Raw genomic sequence first — 22,085 nt, 5'->3', positions numbered from 1 at the left:
AACCTAAAGGTATTCTTATTTTTCGGCATAATAAATAAACGCAGGAGGAAGATTCAAGAAGGTAAATTCGCAATGCACCTGCTCAAATTTCCTTTTGATCAATGCCAGGTCTGTTTTACAGTATTGAAACTGAATGTAACAACCTCCTGGTTTTAACAACTGATAGCAGTCGTTCAGGAGCCTTGCTTTTTTGAGCCCTCCCATATTCGCCAGTGGCAATCCTGAAATGATGTAGTCCACACTTCCCGCTTTGAAATACTGCGTAATGTTCATTACATCATCATGAATGGGAACAAAACGGTAATCTTCTTCTTTTTTCAATTCCTCAAAAAGTACCGTATTCATTTCAAACCCTGACAATTTCGAATGAGGATTCATCTTATCCAGCAGGTGTCCGGTGATACTCCCCTTTCCTGCCCCCAGCTCTACCAGCTGAAGTGACTTTTCAAAATCAATAAACTGCATCATTTTCCGCGCCAGGTAAGGGGAACTCTCAATGATAGAACCAGTCTGTACTATATTCCGATACGCTTCTTTTACAAATACAAACATGAATCACAGGTAAAGGTACAGCACCGGCGTGAGTACCATGTTTTCAAAAAAGCCGGACGATTTGAATTTACAAATTTATCCGGCTTTATGAAATATTCCTTAGAAGTTAATCAACGATTGTCCGTCGTAGGTTGCCGGGATGCCGACTCCTAAAAATTTAAGAATCGTTGCTGCAACGGCGTACAAATGTGGAGCGCCTTTAAGATCGGTCGTCTTTTTAACAAAAACAGGCGCCGTAATATTCCCCCAGCTTGCTGTAAGGCCATTCTTTGTTCTGATTGGCAGCGCAGGGAGCCCAAGGCTTCCTGCATAAACAGCACCTGTACTATCATTTCCTTTGGCATAGATCAGCAAGTCGCTTTTGTTCGGGTGATTCTCGTTCAGGTCTGTAAAAGCATAATTACTGATCGCTATTGCGTTAACCGCCGTTTTAAAAACACGGATTCCGGCGATATTACCTGTAAAATTGGGATTATAAACTCCTGTTCCATCCTGTGCAATTTTAAAAGCAGTACCGCTTTGCAGGTCTCCTACTTTGGAGATATCTCCTTGCGCAACAGGCAATCCGCCATCATACATTGTTACTTTTTGTAAAGTCCGGTCGACAACAATAGCCACATGATGCCAGTTCTGATCCCTAAGGTCAACGCCATCCACATCAAGCCTGTTCGTCGTCCCATCGCCAAAGTTTGCCCTGATTGTTCCACCATTATTTGAAATGATGATGCCTTTATTTCTGCCATTGGCCCAATTTTTATTTCCAATGATCACCGGATCGCTGTTCATAGCGGTTGCCCGAACCCTGAATTCCAGCGTAAAGCTTCCGGTGGCATTGAGGTCAAGTCCGGGTAAAGCGGGCAATTCGGCATAAACATCCTTTTGGAAATTCAGGGTATTTATCTTGTTAGGTTTGGTTTCTATCGTGATTTCAGGCTCACCTGCAACGAGCTTTGGCGCAATGGCTTTATTGTTCAGGATAATAAAAGCATTTTGCTCCTTATAGCCGCTCCCTCCATGGGAATTATCGCCACCATGATCCGTGGCAACAACGATCAGCCAATCTTCATTTTTATAATTTGCCCTTGCTTTAAGTGCTTTGATGATCCTTTCTACGCGTTTATCTATCAGGGTAACCGCAGCAACATACTGCGGAGTTTCTGGTTTAAAATTATAGGCATGCCCCGCATGATCGACATCATCAAAATGACTGAACAACACATCCGGATTGTTGGTCCCCAATTCATTGATGAGGCTTGCTTCGGTCTGGTTGTCGTCTGCTCCTTTTATTTTAAAGCTGATGTCCTCAGTTTCAATAATTTTGTCGTTAATAGGAGCCCATGTTACAATTGATCCTGTTCTCGCTGTTGGAAGAGCCGTTTTTATGGCATGGAAAAATGAAGGATAGGTTCCAAAATCAGCATTTGCAAAAGAATTTTCATTTGCCTTATGTTTGGCCACACCTGTTCCGGTTAACAAGGCAGCCCATCCATTAGCGCTCCAGGTTGGGATTTCTGCCAATGCATTTGTACTTGTCCAGGAGCTATCCATTAAGGCTTTTAAGGTTGGTGCATTTGCGGCTGTAAGTGTTTTCCATACCAAACCGTCGATACCGATGAACAATACTTTCCTTGGCTTAGGACTAACATCCGTTCCCGGACTTTCGGTAGTGGTGTCCCGTTTACAACTGGAAATAACTCCTGAAAAACACAGGATGAGCAATAGAATAGTTTGAATTTGGTTTACTTTTCTCATAATTTTTTGTGTTTATTTTGATGACACAGCTCTTCTTTAATAGGGATGATTAAAGAGATCAGTAGGTTAAAGATAAACATTAGTTTAGCATAAGTATACATATGTTTACAAATATTAACACATTGATCATATTGGCTTTCCCGTCTTAATGCCCTGTTAACAACGGCAGTCCTGTCTCTTGAAAAAAGCGCTTAAATCACGCTGTCCTTTGCTAAGCACAGCGAAATGTCATATCTGATTCTTTCTCCTTAAACCATTATTTTCTCCTCGGGTGAAATCCTATCTTGTACTGAATATGAAAACAATATAGCACATGGAAAAACATAAATTTTGGGGAGAAGTGGCAGAAGACTGGGCCGGATTTTCTGCAGAAAAGACCTTTAACATTCCACATTTCGAGCAGGAAGTAACCGTATTTTTAGGAGAAGAGTTTGATGAGGATGGAGAAGAAATTGAAACCCCTCCAACCGTAGAAGAACTAGACGCCTATGCAGCAACCTTTTCCAGCTTTCTTGAACACCTGGATTCCACGATCATAACGATCAAAGAACAAACGTTTAACAGATACCAGAAACGCTACGCTCATTATTTTGAAGATGAAGCAAAATCCGGAGAACCGCCATTAAACCTAAACACCCCTGGCAAACATTTTCAACATTTAAAAGAAATCAACTATATCCGGATTCTGGATAATCATACCCTGCAAATCCCGATCAGGTATGGTGTAGACACAGAACACGGATTGGAGATAAGATTAGAAAACAATAAAATCGTGGCCATGGCAGGAATCGCCGAAACCTAAGCGTTAACGATCAGCAACGATAAGTCAAAATTTAATTTAAATCAGATGGCAAATCAACCAAAGATAAAAGTATGTGTAGCCGGAGCAACCGGATGGGCGGGATCAGAACTCGCTAAAGCAATCGCAATTTCGGAAGAACTGGAGCTGGTGGCCGCAATTTCCCGTCAGCATGCCGGAAAGAGTTTAAATGAAGTATTGGACATCACAGGAACCAAAATTCCTGTTTTCGCTACGATAGAAGAAGCCTTAACGGTTCCCTGTGATGTCTTGGTAGAATACACCAAACCTGACATTGCAAAACATCACATCCTGACGGCCATTGCCAAAGGGGTAAATGTGGTGGTGGGCACTTCCGGACTGAGTGATGAAGATTATGAAGAAATAGCAATCAAGGCAACAGCACATCAGCAATCCGTGCTTGCAGTCGGCAATTTTGCCATCAGTGTTGTACTGTTAAATAAGTTTGCAGAAATGGCGGCCCAATATATGTCCAACTGGGAAATCATCGATTATGCCAGCGCCGGAAAAATTGATGCTCCGAGCGGGAGTGCGAGAGAACTGGCTTACCGTTTATCACAGGTTAAAAAACAGGAATTACAGGTTCCTATTGAAAACACCCGGGGTGTAAAAGAAACCAGGGGAGCTGATTTAAATGGTACCCGGGTTCATTCCCTGAGGCTTCCCGGATTTGTGATCTCACTGGAAACCATATTTGGCATGCCTGATGAAAAACTGACCCTGAAACATGAAGCCGGCAATAGCTCTAAACCTTATGTAACAGGCGCATTTCTGGCCATCAAAAAGGTCAGCTCCTTTACCGGACTGAAAAGAGGTCTGGACAGCGTGATGGATTTATAAAAAGAACTGAGCTTTTCAACACAATAGATTGAGCTTTTTAACAAAGCGCCGTCCGCTCATCCTGTATACCTTTGCTTTAGAAAAATTCAGAACCATTAAATAACAATATAACTGATGAAAAAAGTTTGGTTTATTACAGGTAGTTCCAGGGGACTGGGACGGAGCCTTACAGCGGCGGTACTGGCCAATGGCGATTATGTTGCCGCGACAGCCAGGAAACCAGAACAATTAAATGACCTGGTTGAAAAATATCCGGATCAGATTTATCCTATACAGCTTGATGTTACAGAATACGATGAGGTCTATCAATCTGTAGTTGCTGCTGTGGCTCATTTCGGGAGAATTGATGTCCTGGTGAACAATGCCGGATTCGGCATCACCGGAGCCGCAGAGGCCTTTACCGATCAGCAAGTCCGCAGTCAGCTGGAAACCAATCTCTATGCGCCTATAGAAATCACCCGTGCAGTATTGCCGTATATGCGTCAACAAGGTTCAGGAAGGATTCTTCAAATCAGCTCTGTCGGCGGACGGGTGGGCGGACCAGGTCTGACCATATACCAGGCTGCAAAATTTGGATTGGGTGGCTTTTCAGAAGCATTGGCTAAAGAAGTTTCTCCTCTTGGCATTCATGTCACTTGTATAGAACCTGGGGGATTCCGTACAGATTGGGGTACTGAATCGATGAGTTTTGCCCGCCAAATTGCAGGATATGAACCTACAGTTGGCCGCATGTCGGAATTCCTGAGCAGTGGCAATTACATTCCCATGGGAGATCCTGATAAAGCCGCAAAAGTGATGATCGAGCTTGTGGATCATCCAAAACCACCCATACATCTGATTCTTGGAAGCGAAGCCATCTCCATCGTAAAAAGTGCTGAGGCCGCAAAAAAAGCAGAATTAGAGCAGTGGGAAAATACCAGTATTTCTACCGACCACAATGAGGCGGTAAATTTCCTGGAAAGCCCGGAGGGAAAATTAATATCCGAGCTAAAGAACTACTAAATTGCAAAACCGGGCTATTCTAAAAGACATTTTCAGGATAGCCCGATTCTGTTTACTTTTATAAAGGATTAATTCAGATGCCCCAGCAAGAAGAAAAAAAGAAACATCCGGATATTATGTTTTCCTGCTATATGCAAAAAAGCAGGTCAGGAGAACAGTTCGTTGCCGAGCATAGTCTTGGCTATAATATCTCCGGAACAATGGAGGTCTTTATTGATGGTAAAACACAAATCTTTGAAGAAGGTGAACTCCGGTTCTTCAGGAGAAACCGTTTGGCCAGATTTTCAAAACAACCTCGTCCCGGCGGCGTATTTCAATCGGTTACCATTTTTTTGGACCAGCAAATGTTACGTAGCATTAGCGCAGAACATCAACTCCAGGCCAAAGGACTTTATTGCGGAGAAAATGCACTGCTTATAAAACCTAATCCTTTGTTCAGGAATTATATGGATTCCCTGACACCTTACCTGGATGAAGCCAAGCCCGTTAATAAAGCTTTAACGAGTTTGAAGGTAAAGGAAGCGGTCATGATTTTACTGGAAACGAATCCCACACTACAGCATGTTCTGTTTGATTTCAATGAACCCGGAAAAATTGATCTGGAGGCATACATGACTGAAAATTATAAATTTAACGTCGACCTGAACCGCTATGCTTACCTGACCGGAAGAAGCCTCGCCACCTTTAAAAGAGATTTCGAAAAGATCTTTAATACCTCACCCAACAAATGGCTTCAACAGCAACGTTTACAGGATGCCTACTTTTTAATCAAAGAGAAGGGTGTAAAAGTCTCCGATGTTTACCTGGATGTCGGTTTTAAAGACCTCTCTCATTTTTCCTTTGCTTTTAAGAAGACTTATGGCATTACCCCCTCTAAACTGAGTTTACAGGTCTGATGACCTGCCTGCTTATTGGATCTCCTGCCCTGCTTAAAACAATCAGCGAAATTTCCTGTTCCAATTATATATGCGTAAATTTTTACAAAGGCTGCTTACCGGGCCGATCATCAGACTGGCCAATAAATACTCCTCCAGACCGGATCAGCAGCGGGTGCATGAAGCTTTAACATCCTTGTTCAATAAGATCCGGGAAGAACCTGGTAAACGTGGTCAGCTGATTGATTTCGACCCATCTGCCAAGCTCATTATCTTTTCCGATCAGCATAAAGGCAGCAGGAATTACAGCGATGACTTTGCCCTTTCTGAAAAGAACTACCTCGCAGCACTCCGTTATTACAATGAACAAGATTATCTTTTTTGCAGTTTGGGCGACAGTGAAGAACTCTGGAAAAATACGCTTCTCGGGGTCATCAGGAACAACAAATCGACCTTTGAGCAGGAAAAGCTATTTCTAAAAAGAAATGCTTTCATTAAAATATTTGGCAACCATGATCTCTATTGGGACAATGACCCCCTGGCAGGTTTCACCCTTGAAAAGGTGTATGGGCAAAAGATAAAAATCTATGAGGGCGTCATTCTGCGCATTCCCATTAAGGATCAATTGTTGTCGATCTTTATGACCCATGGTCACCAGGGAGATCTGCAAAGCGATGGAAACTGGTTCAGCAAATGGTTTGTTTCCAATGTCTGGGGTCCGCTCCAGGCTTACCTGCGCATCAATCCCAATACTCCGGCTTACGACAATCAATTGAAATCTGCACACAATGCCATTATGTACGACTGGACGGCAAAGCAATCTGGCCTTGCTCTGATTACCGGGCATACCCATCAACCAGTATTCAATTCTTTAACACACCTGGAACGGACCTATATCCGGCTGGAAACCGCAAAGAAAAACGCAGACCAGGCGGAAATCCAAAAGATAACAGCAGAATTGCTGGCCGGAAAAATCAGCGGAGACACCTCCCCCAGACTGGACTATTCTAAAAACACCTATTTTAATACCGGTTGCTGCTGCTTTAACGATGGAGACATTACCGGAATAGAACTGGAAGCTGGAAAAATCAAACTCGTCAAATGGAAATCCAATCCGGAATCCGGTCCTACGCGCATTGTTCTGGAAGAAACAGAATTAGAACATCTATTAGATGTCTGATCCCTCTTTCCTAAATCACGACCCTAAAGGTGAGGTTCAGTCTTCCTTTCATCGGCTTCCCGGACTTTGCAATGCGATGGTCCCAGTTGGCCTGCAAATCACCTTTCATCATCAGCAATGAACCATGCTCCAACCTTATAGAATATTTCAAACGATGATCTGTTTTGTTGCGAATGTCAAAATTACGAACCTGTCCAAAGCTGACCGAAGCGATCACCGGATGAGTCCCCAACGCCTTTTCGTTGTCGCTATGCCAGGCCACAGAGTCATTGCCATCCCGGTAATAATTTAAAAGCACACTGTTAAAAGAAATCCCGGCAATCAATTCCACTTTTCTTCGAATCATGAGCAGGTCTGCGGTCCAGGGTAAAGGCGCAGATTTCCCCAGTATGGTATAGTTATAAGCTTCCGGATCACCATACCATGCGGTTAACCTCGGCGTTATCACCTCCTTATCATACATTTTCACGATCCGATGTTTCCATTCCGAGTCCCTGATCAGCCGCTCCATCAAGCTTTCCCCCTCTTCCTGCTGGAATAGTTCCGGACGATAATCCAATAACGAGACCGGTAATCCAGGTGTTTGTCCTTCTTCCTTAAAAAAGCTTAATTGCTCCATTGTCCTATTCTTTTGAAATTCAGCTTCGCAATTTACTAAAAATATTAGTAAATTAAAACAAAAAAACAACTCCCAGAATTGTCAAAATTACCCCTCGCATTTGTCGCGTTTACACAGTTCCGTTTGCAGCTCCAATCGCTAAGTTTGTATAGACCAAAAGCAAAATATTATGGAAAAATATAACTTAGATCAGGACCTTAAAATCTTTTACGTAACCGCATCCTCCTTTCCCCAGGGGATTCCTGCAGCTTACCAGGAGCTGGGGAAACGGGTTCCTTTAAGCATAGGTCGGACACTCTATGGCATTTCAAGACCAGAAGGCGGCCCCATCATTTACCGGGCTGGTGTAGAAGAATCTTATGAAGGGGAGGCAGAAAAATATGGTTGTGATTCTTTAATTCTGAAAAAAGGGACTTATATCAGTTCTGTCATGAAAGATTACATGAAAGCGCCGGAACTCATTGGCTGTGAATTCAAAGCACTACTGGACAGCCCGGGTCTGGACCCAGAGGGCTACTGCGTCGAAGTATACCTGAGCAATGTTGAAGTCCGATGCATGATCAGAATGGAAGCTTAACTATTGCTGAGTTCATAAAATCGGGCTATCTTCATCAAATGAGAACAGAGAAAGAGAAAATGATTGCAGGCGAGCCTTATCTCGCCGGAGATGAAACATTGACACAAGAACGTTTGCATTGTAAACAGCTATTGTATGAACTCAATATAAAAGAATACATCATGAGCGAAAAAGGAAAAGCCATTTTAGCCCGGCTGATTCCCAATGCGCCTAAAAGTTTGTATATAGAACCTCCTTTCTTTTGTGATTACGGGTACAACATCTTTTGCGGAGAGAACGTCTACTTTAATGTGAACTGTGTGGTATTAGATGGTATGCCGGTTAAGATTGGCAGCAATGTATTTTTTGCACCTGGTGTACAGCTCTATACCGCTTCTCATCCTTTAGATGCAGCACTGAGAAAAAGTGTGGAATTTTCTAAACCCATTACTATTGGCGACGATTGCTGGATTGGCGGTGGAGCGATCATTTGTCCGGGAGTAACGATTGGAAACAGGTGTGTGATTGGCGCTGGTTCGGTAGTGACCAAAGACATTCCTGATGATTCCCTCGCTGTGGGAAATCCCGCACAGGTCAAAAGAAAGATAGTTCCTGAAGATAAATAAATGAAGAAAGGGCTGATCATAAATTGATGATACAGCCCCATTCTTAGTTTAGGTGGTTTTAGTAGTTCTTGTGAATCCTGGTATGGTATACGTCATCCCAGGTGATATATGGATAAAGGTTAAACTTCTTAGCCTGAACTTCAAACAGCGCCTTCAGTTCTTCCAGCTTTGCCGGATTTTTCTTTGCAAGGTCGATGCGTTCGTTAAAATCTTCATTCAGGTTATACAGCTCCCATACATTCTCCACATAGTTTTTCGGAAGTCCTTCTTTGTTGTTCGACAAATCCAGCAAGTCCGGATGATAAGAAAGTGCAGCCTTCCAGCCATCTTTATAAATCGACCTTGCGCCAAAAATATAATAGTGCTGAATGCGGTGTTGTGAAGCTGCTTTTGCGTCATCAAAAGAATAGACCAAGGAGGTTCCCTGAATCGAATCCTGTTTAATCCCTCTGATGTATTCCGGTGCTTTTATACCCGTATATTCCAATGTAGTTGGCAGCAAATCGATCACATGACCATATTGGCTACGGATACTGCCTTTGTCTTTTATGCCTTTAGGATAATAAACGATCAATGGATTTCTCGTTCCTCCTTCGGAATTTGCATCTTGCTTCCACTGTTTGAAAGGGGTGTTCAGGGCCTGTGCCCATCCTAAAGGATAATTACCCTGGATCGATTTGGGTGTTCCGATCTCCCCTGAAGCTTCCAGATTGTGTTTAATAATTTCCTGCTGACTCAGCTTATTGGTCGCCCCTCTTGGTAAATCTATTGTCCCGCTGAAGGTTCCTTCTTTACTCGCCCCATTGTCGCCGATGATCACAAAAACCAGGGTATTTTCCAATTGTTTGCTGGCCTTCAGGTAATTGATCACCCGACCAACTTCATGATCGGTATAACTCAGATATCCCGCATAAACCTCCATGAAACGGGCATATAGTTTCCGTTCCTCTTCAGGAAGCTTATTCCAGGCTTTTATATTTGAATTGCGTCCGGGCAAGACCGCATTGGCGGGAATAATTCCCAGTTGTTTTTGTCTTTTGAACACCTCATCTCTGAAAACATCCCAGCCTTTATCAAATTTACCTTTATAAAGGTCGCTCCATTCTGTAGCCACCTGATGTGGGGAATGGGTGGCACCGGGTGCATAATACAGGAAGAAAGGTTTCCCTGAATTGGCCTTTTGTTGTCTTTCAATAAAGCTGATTGCCTTATCAGTGATCTGCTCATTCAGGTGTCTGCCATCCGGTTGAACATGTGCATTATCTTCTACCAGATCGGGTTTATACTGATCCGTTGCAGAGCCCAGGAAGCCAAAGAAATGATCAAAACCTTTTCCGGTTGGCCATCGGTCAAAAGGTCCTGCATCTGTGGCGTCCTCATCAGGTGTCAATCCATATTTCCCTACCGCAAAGGTATTGTATCCACTCTCGCGGAGGATTTCGGCGACCGTACCTTTATCCGAAGGGATGCGTCCATCATAACCTGGAAATCCGGCCGACATTGCCACATGCGCAAATCCACCCATGTGTACAGAATGACTGTTCCTACCCGTCAGCAATGCGGATCTTGTCGGCGCACATATTGCCGTCGTATGAAAATTGGTATAGGTTAATCCCTGATGTGCAAGACTATCAAAAGTAGGGGTACTGATCACTCCACCCAATGTACTGGTGGCCCCAAAGCCCACGTCATCGAGTAAAATCCAGAGGACATTTGGTGCCCCTGCCGGAGCCTTCACCGGCTTTGTCCAGGATTCTTTGGAATCGGCCAGGGTCCTGCCGATAATGCCCTGAAAGGCCTGCTGTTGCTGTGTTATATTTTGTGGATAGCCCTCAAGATAGCTAAACGCGCTGCCCAGGAGGATCCAAGCCGTAATGATTCTTCTTTTCATGGATTAATTTTCTAATTGCTTTTTGCCGGTTCTGTTTGATATTGTGCAACAACGGCTTCAATTTCCGCTGAGGTCGATTGTCCTGCTTTCTTCCAGATTTCTTTTTTATGGTGATACAAGACTAGTGTTGGAAGCTGATTAATTTTCAATGCTTTGAGTAGTGCCGTCTGGTCATAGGCTTCAATCCTTACTATTTTAGCGGAAAATCCTGCTTTCTTTTCCAGCGTGTCCAGCACAGGAATCAGTTTCCTGCAGGCGCCACAGTATTTAGAGCCAAAGTCTACCAATACAAAGTCTGAAGATCCAGTTAAGGTCTGAAACTGAGCAAGGGATAGCGATACGCCTTTCTTCGCATGGTTTACGATTGGATATCCTGAACCGATCCAGTTGGCAATTCCACCCGGAAGCACGATTACTTCTTTGAAGCCTTTTTCTCTGAGTTCTTTTGCCAGGGCTACACTTCGGCCATTGGCAATGGAGTAAACAAAGGTGGGTTTCGCTTTAGATAAAGCCGCGATGTCTTTTTCGTGACTGGTGGAGGCAGGATCAATATTGATCGCCCCTGATAAGTGATTCTGTGCAAATTCTTCAGCGGTTCTTGCATCCAGAATCTGCGCATCCGCAGCTTTTGATTTTGTGGCCAATGCGGCAAGTGAAGAAGATCGTTCTTTCGCAGCTGATGAAAACTGCTGGGCTTTAATGAGGCCTCCCCACAGGAGGAGCATCATTAAAAAAAGATGTTTTAAGTGTTTCATTTTTTGTCGATTTAGGTTGTCAATGATCATTTGATTTTATTCCAGTCCTGAACCCCAACTTTGGCGGCCCATTTCAGGTATTTTTGCTCCAGTTGTCTGACCTTCCCCGGATACTTCAGGGCAAGATCATTTGTTTCCGTTCGGTCTGACTTCAGGTTGTACAGCTCCCAGGGCGCATTGAGTTCAGCAACGAGCTTCCAGTCCTGCTCCCGAACTGCCCGGCTTCCTTCATGCTCCCAGAATAGTGTAGCATTCACTCCTTCTTTTTTTCCTTTTAAAACCTTTAACAGGCTATGTCCGGGCAATGCGGTCAGGGCGTTCCCTTTAAACAAACCCGGATATTTTACCCCCGTAAGTTCCAGAATGCTGGGTAAAATATCGATGAGGTGTGCAGGCTGTTCATTTAAAGATCCCGACGGGATTAAATCCGGATACCAGGCAATAAAAGGACTGGAAATCCCTCCTTCATGCGTATTTTTCTTGAACAAACGAAATGGGGTGTTGCTCGCATTTCCCCAGGGTGCTTCATAACTGTCTATGGAATTTACACTTCCCGGCTTTCCGTTTTTTTGAATGACATAATTCCAGTTTTTCACTTCATCGGCACTGCCTCCATTATCAGAAAGAAAGATCACCAGTGTGTTTTTATCTCTTTTGATCTCTTTCAGTTTATTCAGGATCTCTCCTATTCCTGCATCCATGCGGTCAATCATGGCCGCATAAATCGCCATGCGTGTATCCCAACTGTCTTTTTCTTCCGCAGATAAGGATTTCCAGGCTTTTGCATTTTCGAACCTTGGCGATAATTGCCATTCCTGCTTGATCAAACCTGAGGCCCGAAGTTTCCGATAACGTTCCTGTCTCAATTCATCCCAGCCAGACAGGTACCGGCCTTTATATTTCGCGATGTCTTCCGGCAGGGCCTGAATTGGCCAATGAGGTGCATTGTAGGCTACATAAAGAAAGAATGGATTGGGTTTATCCTTGATCTCGTCCAGAGATTTCAGCGCGAAATTGGTGATGGCTTGTGTGAGATACAACGAAGTATCCTGACGCTGAATTTCCTCTCCGTTCAACTGGAAAGTGACCGTTCTTCCATCGTTATACAATGGCTGGGAATTAAAATAACTGCTGCCATTGTTTTGCAGCGTGAAAGATTTATCAAATCCCCTGTTCAGCGCAAAAGCCGAAGGAACCAGGCCCACATGCCATTTTCCGGAAACTATCGTTTGGTATCCCTGCGGTTTCAACAACTCCGCAATCGTCGCGCTATGTTTACTCAGGTATCCCTGGTAAGCTTCCGTTCCTTTATTCTGAACCATATCCCCCACTCCGGCCTGATGCGGGTAAAGACCTGTCAGCAAAGAAGCGCGGGAAGGGCAGCACCTTCCGGCATTGTAAAACTGATTTAAGATCATTCCGTCTTTTGCCAGTTGGTTTAATGCCGGAGTATGGATCTCCGAACCAAATGCACCAATATCAGAGAAGCCGAGATCATCAGCGAGAATGATCAGCACATTGGGCTTATTCTTCCATGTTTCAGTTCGAAAAACACCTGGCTCCCGGCTTCCCGATTGCGCGAAACCTGAACAAATATTCAGTCCAAAAAAGAGAACCGTCAGGAAATGGATTCGTTGATTCCTCATTGTTGCTTCATAAAAAGGTTTACCACCCCGGATTTTGGATGAGTTTAGTATTCAAATCGATTTCCTGTTGAGGAATTGGAAAGAGCAGATGTTTTGGAACAGAGACATTGACTTTTCCTACTTTCTTTAATGCATCTTCCAGGATAATTTTTCCGGCCCCATCTTTCTCCCTGATCAGGTCAAACCAGCGTTGGTTTTCCCAAACCAGCTCCAGACGACGGTCAAGGTATAGCGCTTCCCTGAATTGATTTTTGGTTAAGCCGGACAATGGTGTTAAACCTGCCCGTTCCCGCACCCGGTTATAAGCCGCATAAGCTTTCGCTGTGGGTCCGTTCAATTCATTTTCTGCTTCTGCCAGGATAAGCAATACTTCCGAGTATCTGATCACAGGTACATTGGCAGCAGATTCACTGAGGTTCGAAGATTGGTTTGGATCCCAATATTTATTGAGATAAGGGATGGAATCTCCCGGAATAGATTTATCATTTAAATCTCCATACCACTTGCCATCGGTGCCCAGGAAGTGGGTTACAAAACTGCCATTCTTCTTTCTCTTATCATTGGCTTCGTAGAGTTTATAGATGCTGAAAAACTTATCCGTTCCCTGGGTATAAAACCTCACCTGATCGGTATAAGAACCGACCATTCCCGGAACACCTGAGCGCGCACCCCGTGGTGCCTGATTATTTCCCTGGCTCAGGGAATTAGATTTGAACTGTGCAGAAAAGATATGTTCTTTCCCATTTTTATACGCAGGAAGAAAGACCTGTGCATAGTCTGCAAACAAATCATAGCGGTAAGGACTCGATCCGGCGGCGTAAGGAAAAGCTCCGGTCACCTCTTCTGCTTTTGCCACTGCGTCAGTCCATTTGCCCTGCGTCAGGTATACTTTCGACAACAATGATTTTGCCGCGCCAGCGGTGGCTCTTCCGATATCCACTCCGGTATAGCTGTCCGGTAAGGCCAATGCCGCTTCTGTAAAATCCTTTTCAATCTGGACATATACCTCAGCCACCGTGTTACGGGCGATCTGGAAATCCGAGATGCTTACTCCAGGCTGGTCGTGCAGGATCAACGGTACTCCGCCAAACAAACGAACCAGGTTAAAATAATACAAGGCCCTCAGGAGTTTAGCCTCTCCGATCAGTCTTTTTTTAAGGGCATCTGTCAAAGCCACATCTTCAATTTCCGGAACCTTATCTATGGCAACATTTGCCTTTTTTATCCCGGCGTAATGTTGTTGCCATAACTGCAGCACCCTCAATCCCGTAGAAGAATGATTGAGTACTGCCTGGGAACGCACATCCGCATTGGTTGCTCCGGGTCCCGGATCAATGTCGTCAGACATAAAGTCCATCCCGGTAGCAAACAAAGTATTGTATGGAGTTTGAACGGAAGGCCCTCCTGAGTTTAAAAGGAAATACGCTGCATTAACCGCGTTTAAGGCGTCTGCTTTTGTCTTATAGTATTCTGCTGCGGTAATAAAAGCTCCGGGATCTTCTTTTAGTTTAGCGCAGGAACTCAGTACAGCAAGAGCAATCAGGAATGAAAAATATTTGAGGATATTCATTTTCTTATTTTATATAGGATTAAAAGGAAAGGGACGCACCAGCCATGATGGTCTTGCTATTGGGATACACGCCGTTGTCTACACCCGAATTAATCGCCGACTGTCCGTTAAAGTTCGCTTCAGGATCATAGCCCGTATAATTGGTCCAGGTCCAGAGGTTCTGTGCAGAAACGTAAAACCTCAGGTTTCTTAACCTCGCTTTATTTAAGACTTTTTGAGGTAAGGTATAGCCGAGGGAAAGGTTCTTTAAACGCAGGTAAGAAGCATTTTCAATAAAGCGGTCTGCAATCGTTACTGCCGGATCGGTATAGGCACTGTGCACATCTGTATTGGTATTGGATGCAGAATATCGGTTCAACAATGTACGGGGGGCATTTGTATAACCCGTTCCCAATTCCAAAGTACCCCTGTTCTGGTTGTACAGTTTATTTCCATAGGAGGTTTGAAAAAAGACAGACAGGTCAAATCCCCGAAAGCTAAAATTATTGGTTATACCACCCGTAAATAAAGGCTGGTTGGAGATGATGAACCGATCGCCGGCCTGGGTAATGACCCCATCTCCGTTTTTATCTACATATTGTTGTCCGCCTGCAACTTTATTCGAAGAAGGCGTTAAAGCCTTTCCAGGAGGAGTTCCTGCAGGAATCAATCCATTTGTTTTATAGACAATAAAAGAACCGATGGGATAACCCACTGCAGCAATAGAAGGTAAGGAGCTGTCCGGAATGATCTGGTTCACCTTATCCAGGCTCAGCACTTTATTCCTGTTCACCGCAAAAATCACATTGGTTCCCCATTTGAAATCCCCCACCAGGTTTTTAGTATTGATGCCCAGTTCAAAACCCTTATTCTCTACGGCTCCGATATTTTGATAAATCTGACTTTGGAGGGTCGAGAAATCCAGTAGTCCACTTGTTGCAGGTACGGTAATGTTGTACAACAGGTCTCTTGTTTTCTTATAATAGACATCTGAAACCAGGCTAATGCGGCTATTAAACAGAGACAGGTCGATTCCCAGGTTGTACTGTGCTGTTTTTTCCCAGGTCAGGTTAGGATTGGCATTTGTACCCGGAGCAAAGCCAGATACATTATTGCCATTGAAATTATAACGGTAAAAAGTTTCTCTCGCAAAGGATTGATAAGCGGGAATTTCCTGATTTCCAGTCAGCCCGGCACTAAAGCGAAGCTTTAGGTTGGAAATGTAGTGATGGTCTTTCAGGAAACTTTCTTCGGTTACGTTCCAGGCGATGGCAGCCGAGGGAAAGGTCCCCCATTGATGGCCATCCGAAAAACGGGAAGAGCCATCTGCACGAAGGGTCAGGGTTAAAAGATATTTATTCGCATAACCATAATTTACCCTCGCCAGAAAGGAATTCAGTGCGGTAGCATAGGACGATGAAGAAGGCGTTTGAGAAGTGATCCCTGAAGAAAGGTCATTAAAACTCGTTCCATCTGAAGCAAAACCCGCCGCCGCAGCAATCGCGCCTTTGGTCACCGCAGCTTCCTGTGTAAAACCAATTAAGGCGTTAAGGTTGTGGATCTCATTGATCTTCTTCGTATAGCTCAACGTATTTTCATTGAGCCATCGGGTGGTAAACAAACTTCCTACCTGTCCAAGGCCGGAAACGCCCGTACCTTCGTATACGGTAGAAGGCAAATACCTGTTTTGTTTATTGTCGACGATCAGAATACCTGCAGAAACCTTGGCTTGCAGGCCTTCAATAATCCGGTAGTCTGCGGAAGCATTTCCCAGGACCAGATTGGTGCGGGTTTCGTTCAGCTGGTGGTATAAAGTATTGATCGGATTGCCATAAGCCCCTTCAAAAGGGCTTTTCAGGTAAAAAGAACCATCGGGATTATAAAGGGGAACTGCCGGAGACATCAGCAATAAATTGGGCACCACTGCCTGAGGAGCAATCTGTGCTTTAGAATTGCTTCCGGCAATGTAGGAAACGATTTTCAAGCGTTCATTGTATTGATGTTCTACATTTAACCGGCCTGAATAACGGTTAAAATCTGTGTTTTGCAAAACCCCTTCCTGCTTGAAATAATTTCCGGAAAGGGCAAATTTTGTTTTTTCAGAACCCGTTAATACGGAGATGTTATGACTTTGAACCGGAGCGGTACGAAAAGCAGCAGCCTGCCAATCCGTTCCGGTCCCCAATGCGTCAATCTGAGTCTGGGTATAATAAGGTGCTTTTCCCGCATTGATCAGCGCATCATTTCTGAGCGCCCCCCATTCAGCAGCATTGAGCAAAGGAAGGGTTTTCACCACTTTTTGCGAACCATAATAGCTATCGAAATTAATAGATGATTTCCCTGCCGTGCCCTTTTTTGTATTGATGATGATGACGCCGTTGGCCCCTCTGGAACCATATATAGCGGTAGAAGAAGCATCTTTCAAGACGTCAATCGACTCGATATCTCCCGGATTTATCGCAGAAAGCAGGTTAATTTTTGGTCCGTTACTCACTCCGGCATCCGCCAGTTTTTCATCATTATAAAAAGGAAAACCGTCAATCACGTATAGCGGCTGCGAACCAGCAGTAAGCGAGGCGGAACCACGAACCTGTACGCTTACCCCTCCTCCTGGTTGTCCGGTAGATTGCGTGACCTGAACTCCGGGAATAGATCCTTGCAGCAAGCGCTCCGGAGAACTCACCGGCTGTCCTTTTACTTCTTCCAGTTTCAGAGAAGAGACAGATCCCGTCACATCTTTTCTGCGTTGTGTTCCATACCCCACCACCACCACATCGTTCAGGTTGTTGCTGATCTCTTTTAATAAGACCTCTACCGGGCTTCCGGTAACATTCAGCTCGATCCTTTCATAACCGATATAGCTAATGATTAAAGTATATGGGAACTTCTGTCCTGTTTTAAAGTTGAAGCGGCCTTTATCGTCTGTGGCCACCTTATGTGTCGTTCCTTTGATCTGTATCAGCACTCCCGGCAATACCTCTTTGGTTTTTGCATCGAGCACTTGCCCCACCAGTGTAGAGTTAATAATCGGTTGATTCTCCTGCGCTTTTAGCACAAAGGGAAATAAAAAAAGCAATTGCAGGCAAAAGATGATCAAAAAAACAGCCTGTAGCGGTTTTGGCTTTTCAGTAAATGAAGCGGAAGTTTTCCAGACTCCCGGATGGGTTAAAGACAGGGCATAACGCTCCCTATCCTCAGCAAGGTATTGCATATTTGTAGGATTTAAAATGACTTGATTCGAACAGGTCCAACGCCAATTGATTTCCTGATCTTTATACTATTAATCGTTAGGGATGTAGGGTTTGTTTGCTTTATCCTGCCGCTGCCGGTACTTTTTTCAAGACCAGTTCCTGCTCTCCGTTATTTTGATGAACAGCTCTGATCGTTAACAAATCTCTTTCTTCGATCGGAATATCCTGTTTCACAATGGGTCCATCTGCTGCCAGTTCACTTCCCGCCACATTGGATTTAAAGATAGGCCATAACAATTGCGCATACCATGGATCTCCTTCGTAATGAGAAATCCCATAAGCGGAAGGATATTGTCTGGAGATATGTGCCGTTCCAAAGATGACATCCCAGAGGAAAAACATGTTTCCAAAATTTCCCTTATAATAACCTACCCCATCATCTGTGGTTGCTGCGTGATGTGCATGGTGGGTGGCAGGTGTCGAAATCAATCGTTCCAGGACCCAGGCGATCGGATGCAACACTTTATATTTATAAAAAGGCTTGTCCCATGGAATGCTGGAATGGGCCAATGTGGTGATGGTACTTTTAATCGCCCCTACGATAATTCTTGGTGCTCCCAATCCCAGATAAACGAGAATCGTGGTCACATAAGTTTGAGAAAAGAACAAGGTATACAATGCGTTCTGGCGACTGGCCATTGCCATCCCCATATAGGAAGCCGAGTGGTGGGTACGGTGAAAGCGCCACAACCAGGGAATTTCATGGTGCAGACGATGATACCAATATTGGGTCAGGTCATCTGCAATCGCGATAATGAGCAATCCCCAACCGAAGGAGACCCAGTCGAACTCGTTCCTCAATGCAGGAATTACCGCGGGTAAAAACTTCAATCCGAAGAAAGCAATGGCCGGTCGGATGACCAGTTTCGGTAAAACAAAGCAGGCGATGTCTACCAACTTTTCATTTTTGTTCCAGCGTTTTTTATATAAGCCGAAAGAGAATTCCAGGACCCCTAAAATGAGGACCAATACACTGAGTCCATAACCATTCAGGTTATCGATCACTTGTTGGATAATTTTAATCATGTTATTGGTTTATTTGGTAGTTTATTTGGTGGATTGTTTAGGGTTTAATCAGTTGGCCGACTTTAGTTGTTTTCTTTAACCAGGGCCGTTGCCCGGTAAAATAAAAGGTAAAAAACATCAGCAGTATGGGTAGTGCATAGATAAACAGGCTCAGGAAGATGTTCCTGATGATTCTTTTCTTTACTGATTCTTCAATTTTCATAAGCGTGTTTTTTTAATGGTTACCATCATGATGACCTCATGATCTTATTTAAGGTTTAAGGTGCTGACCTGCGAAGCAGGCTGATTTGTTAAAATTTTCTGGATAAGCCAAAGGCCTCCTAAAAGAATGACCAGTGGAACGGTAGCTACTACAATTCCCACTGCAATCTTCTTTCCGATCAATTGTACGTCTGAAATGGTCATATGTTGATTTTTTGGTGTGACAGGAAACAGCAAGCCATGGCAATAGCCTTCAACATGAAATTTCATGATGCTTTTTGAACGGCTGTTCTTTTACTAAATATTAAGTGCTTTTTGGGCTGTCGGGAGGGTACAGCAGGTTAACAGCAACAACAGCATCCTGCCTTAGAAAGGGAGGACATCAAATATTCATTTGCAATAATGAATTTTAAATCGGGATGTAGGTTTAAACTTAACATCGTTATACTGTGTGAGTTATATTGTTAATACAAATATAGAATTTGAATCCAACAATACAAATTAATTCTACTAAATAAGTAGAATTAATTTAAGAATCAGGTGAAATTCAGCCATGATCATTTACAAAAATGAATTAATTAACTTTGATCAGGTTTAAATGACAAGATTGGATCAGGTCCAACGCCAAAATGAGCACCTGGTTTAGTTATTAATCCTTAGGGGAATACTTTGTATTCCCCTTGTTTTCATGATCAAAAAATCAGCTTATAATTTGCTCAGTATTTTTTTATCGATATAAAAAGTTCCGAAGGGAATAAAGCAGGCAAGAATTACCTTCCAGGTAGTTTCCCTGAACTTCCAGTTATATTCAACACCAACACTTAAAGTGTTAAACATAAAAAGAAGAAACAACATGCCATGAACAGGACCCAGAATTTTTGTAAATGCCGGATTGTCCATTCCATACTTTAAAGGTGCCGCAACGAAAACAAGCAGCAGAAGAGAGATTCCTTCCAGGTAACAAATAAGGCGTAAACGTCCAATTGGTGTGGTCAATAAAGATTTCATAAGCTATCTGAAATAAGGTCTGTTCGCAAGCGGAGAAAATGGCCAGGGGATGGCGATGAAAATAATCAGCAAGGCAATGACATACCAGACCAATAAGGTCTTGAATTTTTCTGTATCTCTTGCTTTCCTTTTGGCCAATGCTGATCCAATGGTCAGCACAACAATGGCAATGAGCATGAGCGTGCTGTGTATCAATCCGAAGAAGATCAAATCAAAACTCTGCCTGGCCTCATTGAAATTTTTTAGAAAATATTTTATGACCGGACTTTGAAAATATAAAGTGATCCCTATCAAAAGCTGGATATGGGCAATAGTGGCTGTCCAATGACGCACAGCATTATCACTGCGCTTAAATTCCAATTTGAAAAAATATCCTTTAAAGGCTTTATATATGGCAAGAAGCAGGCTTGCCAAAACCAACCACCTAAAGGAAGAATGTAAAAATGTAAGCGATTGATACATATTAAAATGCTGTTGCTATTTATTGCATAGCAAAAGTAAACAAAAACATACCAATTAGTATGTTTTTGTTTACAACACTATTTAAGCCCGCTCAAATAACTTTTAAGTTGCTCTAAATAAATGAGATAAACAGATCTATCATTAGTCAATTTACCTAGATTTCTAATCCCCCAATAACCCGACATCATAAAAACAGCCACCTGTTCTGCTTTTACTTCCTGCCTTACACTCCCCATTTCCTTTCCCCTTTCAATACTCATCACAATACCATTTTTCCATTGCTCAGACAAATCATTCAATGATGCAGTAAAGTCTTTGTTCCAGGGCGCCATTTCCTGAGTGAAGTTTGCAGCAGGACAACCATATTCAACGCTTAAAAAATCATTGTTCATCAGAATCTCATACATCATATCGTATAAGGTCTTCAATATATTGCCTTCAGTTTGGAGCGGTTTCATAAACGCAGCCTCAAAAGAAGGCTTCAGCAGCTCATTTATGATCGCGATGCCCATTTCATCTTTATTCTTGAAATGGTAATAGAAAGCTCCCTTTGTAACCTGAGTAGTCGCCAGTATTTCATCAATACTTGTGGTCTGATAACCTTTTACATAAATAAGTTCAAATGATTTTTGTAAAATATTCAGTCTGGTTGCCTCAGCCTTTTTCATATTAAATAACTTGATATTCGCCTAAGATATGAATTTTTGCAAACCACTGTTTTTCATTAAGCCATACCTCCATTAGCTCCGATATTCTGTGCAGTAATCCAGCTGGCTTCCTCACTGGCCAGGAACAACACCACTTTCGCGATATCTTCAGGCTCAGCAATTCTGTTGAAAGCAGACAAAGCAGTCAGACGGTCGATCACTTCCTGAGGTTTGCCATTGGTAAACAATTCGGTATTTGTCGGACCCGGAGAGACAGAGTTGACATTAATTCCTCTTGCGCCTATTTCTTTGGAGAACACACGGGTAAGTTGTTCTACTGCAGCTTTCGTGGCCACATAAGTGCTATATCCGGGAAGCATAATCCGGTTTACAGAAGTCGAAAAATTGATAATGCTCCCATTGTCGGCCAGCCTGTCCGCGGCTTCACGCATCGTATTAAAAGTCCCTTTCACATTGATATCAAATTGTCTGCTGAAATCATCATCAGTGGTATCTTTTAACAGTTTAGTGATCATGATTCCGGCATTGTTTACCAATACATCGATTTTTCCATAATGAGCAATCCCCTCATCAAACAATCTTTTTACTTCATCGGTTTTGCTGACATCTGCCTGTACGGCAATCGCATCAGTGCCTTTTTGCTTCAGCTCATTTACCGTTTGCTCCGCGGCGGCAGTACTTCCAGCATAGTTGACAATAATTTTTGCGCCTGCTTCAGCTAATTTATGTGCAATGGCTGCTCCTATACCTCTGGAAGCACCGGTGATTAAGACTACTTTATCTTTTAATGTTTTCATAATTCTTTC

22 protein-coding genes are annotated in these 22,085 nt (G+C 43.3%); 7 read left to right on the top strand and 15 right to left on the bottom strand.

What is annotated here, in order from left to right:
• Positions 1 to 15 precede the first annotated feature (15 nt).
• The gene (locus tag AAFF35_RS05235) at positions 16 to 552 is read right to left on the bottom strand and encodes a methyltransferase (protein WP_342331352.1); all 537 of its coding nucleotides are present in this window, start codon (positions 550 to 552) and stop codon (positions 16 to 18) included.
• Positions 553 to 651: 99 nt separating this feature from the next.
• The gene (locus tag AAFF35_RS05230) at positions 652 to 2,304 is read right to left on the bottom strand and encodes an alkaline phosphatase family protein (protein WP_342331351.1); all 1,653 of its coding nucleotides are present in this window, start codon (positions 2,302 to 2,304) and stop codon (positions 652 to 654) included.
• Positions 2,305 to 2,617: 313 nt separating this feature from the next.
• Here AAFF35_RS05230 and AAFF35_RS05225 point away from each other — a divergent pair, with 313 nt between their 5' ends.
• The 5 genes from AAFF35_RS05225 (at position 2,618) to AAFF35_RS05205 (ending at position 7,021) form a co-directional block, all read left to right on the top strand.
• A complete protein-coding gene (locus AAFF35_RS05225; RefSeq protein WP_342331350.1) occupies positions 2,618 to 3,106 on the top strand; it encodes a hypothetical protein in 489 nt (162 codons plus the stop codon).
• Positions 3,107 to 3,151: 45 nt separating this feature from the next.
• Positions 3,152 to 3,964 (top strand): 4-hydroxy-tetrahydrodipicolinate reductase, encoded by an 813-nt coding sequence (gene dapB / locus AAFF35_RS05220; protein ID WP_342331349.1) that lies wholly within the window; start codon positions 3,152 to 3,154, stop codon positions 3,962 to 3,964.
• Between the two features lie 114 nt (positions 3,965 to 4,078).
• Entirely contained in the window at positions 4,079 to 4,966 is an 888-nt protein-coding gene (locus AAFF35_RS05215; protein WP_342331348.1) for an oxidoreductase, read from the top strand.
• A 77-nt stretch (positions 4,967 to 5,043) separates the two neighbouring features.
• The gene (locus AAFF35_RS05210) at positions 5,044 to 5,862 is read left to right on the top strand and encodes an AraC family transcriptional regulator (RefSeq protein WP_342331347.1); all 819 of its coding nucleotides are present in this window, start codon (positions 5,044 to 5,046) and stop codon (positions 5,860 to 5,862) included.
• A gap of 70 nt (positions 5,863 to 5,932) precedes the next feature.
• The gene (locus AAFF35_RS05205; RefSeq protein WP_342331346.1) at positions 5,933 to 7,021 is read left to right on the top strand and encodes a metallophosphoesterase; all 1,089 of its coding nucleotides are present in this window, start codon (positions 5,933 to 5,935) and stop codon (positions 7,019 to 7,021) included.
• A gap of 10 nt (positions 7,022 to 7,031) precedes the next feature.
• Here AAFF35_RS05205 and AAFF35_RS05200 read toward each other — a convergent pair whose 3' ends face one another.
• On the bottom strand, positions 7,032 to 7,640 hold the full coding sequence (locus AAFF35_RS05200; RefSeq protein ID WP_342331345.1) for an alpha-ketoglutarate-dependent dioxygenase AlkB: 609 nt from the start codon (positions 7,638 to 7,640) through the stop codon (positions 7,032 to 7,034).
• Between the two features lie 169 nt (positions 7,641 to 7,809).
• On the opposite strand from AAFF35_RS05200, the gene AAFF35_RS05195 reads away from it, so the two are divergent.
• Both AAFF35_RS05195 and AAFF35_RS05190 read left to right on the top strand, forming a co-directional pair.
• Positions 7,810 to 8,217, top strand: coding sequence for a transcriptional regulator (locus tag AAFF35_RS05195; RefSeq protein ID WP_342331344.1), 408 nt, complete (start codon positions 7,810 to 7,812; stop codon positions 8,215 to 8,217).
• Between the two features lie 38 nt (positions 8,218 to 8,255).
• Positions 8,256 to 8,822 (top strand): sugar O-acetyltransferase, encoded by a 567-nt coding sequence (locus tag AAFF35_RS05190; RefSeq protein WP_342331343.1) that lies wholly within the window; start codon positions 8,256 to 8,258, stop codon positions 8,820 to 8,822.
• Between the two features lie 58 nt (positions 8,823 to 8,880).
• On the opposite strand, the gene AAFF35_RS05185 is transcribed toward AAFF35_RS05190, so the two are convergent.
• The 12 genes from AAFF35_RS05185 to AAFF35_RS05130 form a co-directional block, all read right to left on the bottom strand.
• On the bottom strand, positions 8,881 to 10,713 hold the full coding sequence (locus tag AAFF35_RS05185; RefSeq protein WP_342331342.1) for an arylsulfatase: 1,833 nt from the start codon (positions 10,711 to 10,713) through the stop codon (positions 8,881 to 8,883).
• A gap of 11 nt (positions 10,714 to 10,724) precedes the next feature.
• The gene (locus tag AAFF35_RS05180) at positions 10,725 to 11,468 is read right to left on the bottom strand and encodes a rhodanese-like domain-containing protein (protein WP_342331341.1); all 744 of its coding nucleotides are present in this window, start codon (positions 11,466 to 11,468) and stop codon (positions 10,725 to 10,727) included.
• A 26-nt stretch (positions 11,469 to 11,494) separates the two neighbouring features.
• Positions 11,495 to 13,114 (bottom strand): arylsulfatase, encoded by a 1,620-nt coding sequence (locus tag AAFF35_RS05175; protein ID WP_342331340.1) that lies wholly within the window; start codon positions 13,112 to 13,114, stop codon positions 11,495 to 11,497.
• Between the two features lie 19 nt (positions 13,115 to 13,133).
• Positions 13,134 to 14,684, bottom strand: coding sequence for a RagB/SusD family nutrient uptake outer membrane protein (locus tag AAFF35_RS05170; RefSeq protein ID WP_342331339.1), 1,551 nt, complete (start codon positions 14,682 to 14,684; stop codon positions 13,134 to 13,136).
• 19 nt (positions 14,685 to 14,703) lie between these two features.
• The gene (locus AAFF35_RS05165; RefSeq protein ID WP_342331338.1) at positions 14,704 to 17,874 is read right to left on the bottom strand and encodes a TonB-dependent receptor; all 3,171 of its coding nucleotides are present in this window, start codon (positions 17,872 to 17,874) and stop codon (positions 14,704 to 14,706) included.
• 100 nt (positions 17,875 to 17,974) lie between these two features.
• A complete protein-coding gene (locus tag AAFF35_RS05160; protein ID WP_342331337.1) occupies positions 17,975 to 18,940 on the bottom strand; it encodes a sterol desaturase family protein in 966 nt (321 codons plus the stop codon).
• Positions 18,941 to 18,977: 37 nt separating this feature from the next.
• A complete protein-coding gene (locus AAFF35_RS05155; RefSeq protein ID WP_342331336.1) occupies positions 18,978 to 19,142 on the bottom strand; it encodes a hypothetical protein in 165 nt (54 codons plus the stop codon).
• A gap of 44 nt (positions 19,143 to 19,186) precedes the next feature.
• Positions 19,187 to 19,411: a hypothetical protein gene (locus AAFF35_RS05150; protein ID WP_342331335.1), complete on the bottom strand. Its 225-nt coding sequence runs from the start codon at positions 19,409 to 19,411 to the stop codon at positions 19,187 to 19,189.
• Positions 19,412 to 19,846: 435 nt separating this feature from the next.
• Complete coding sequence (locus AAFF35_RS05145; protein ID WP_342331334.1) at positions 19,847 to 20,149, bottom strand: DUF3817 domain-containing protein; 303 nt, start codon at positions 20,147 to 20,149, stop codon at positions 19,847 to 19,849.
• Positions 20,150 to 20,152: 3 nt separating this feature from the next.
• Positions 20,153 to 20,482: a hypothetical protein gene (locus tag AAFF35_RS05140; RefSeq protein ID WP_342331333.1), complete on the bottom strand. Its 330-nt coding sequence runs from the start codon at positions 20,480 to 20,482 to the stop codon at positions 20,153 to 20,155.
• Between the two features lie 206 nt (positions 20,483 to 20,688).
• Positions 20,689 to 21,279 carry a TetR/AcrR family transcriptional regulator gene (locus AAFF35_RS05135; RefSeq protein WP_342331332.1) on the bottom strand — a complete coding sequence of 197 codons (591 nt, stop codon included), beginning with the start codon at positions 21,277 to 21,279 and terminating at the stop codon, positions 20,689 to 20,691.
• 56 nt (positions 21,280 to 21,335) lie between these two features.
• Positions 21,336 to 22,076 (bottom strand): SDR family oxidoreductase, encoded by a 741-nt coding sequence (locus tag AAFF35_RS05130; RefSeq protein ID WP_342331331.1) that lies wholly within the window; start codon positions 22,074 to 22,076, stop codon positions 21,336 to 21,338.
• Between the last annotated feature and the right edge of the window lie 9 nt (positions 22,077 to 22,085).

The organism is Pedobacter sp. FW305-3-2-15-E-R2A2 (assembly GCF_038446955.1).
Lineage (GTDB): Bacteria > Bacteroidota > Bacteroidia > Sphingobacteriales > Sphingobacteriaceae > Pedobacter.
Note: the sequence above shows the minus strand (reverse complement) of the source record. Positions and strands in the feature narration are given on the sequence as shown.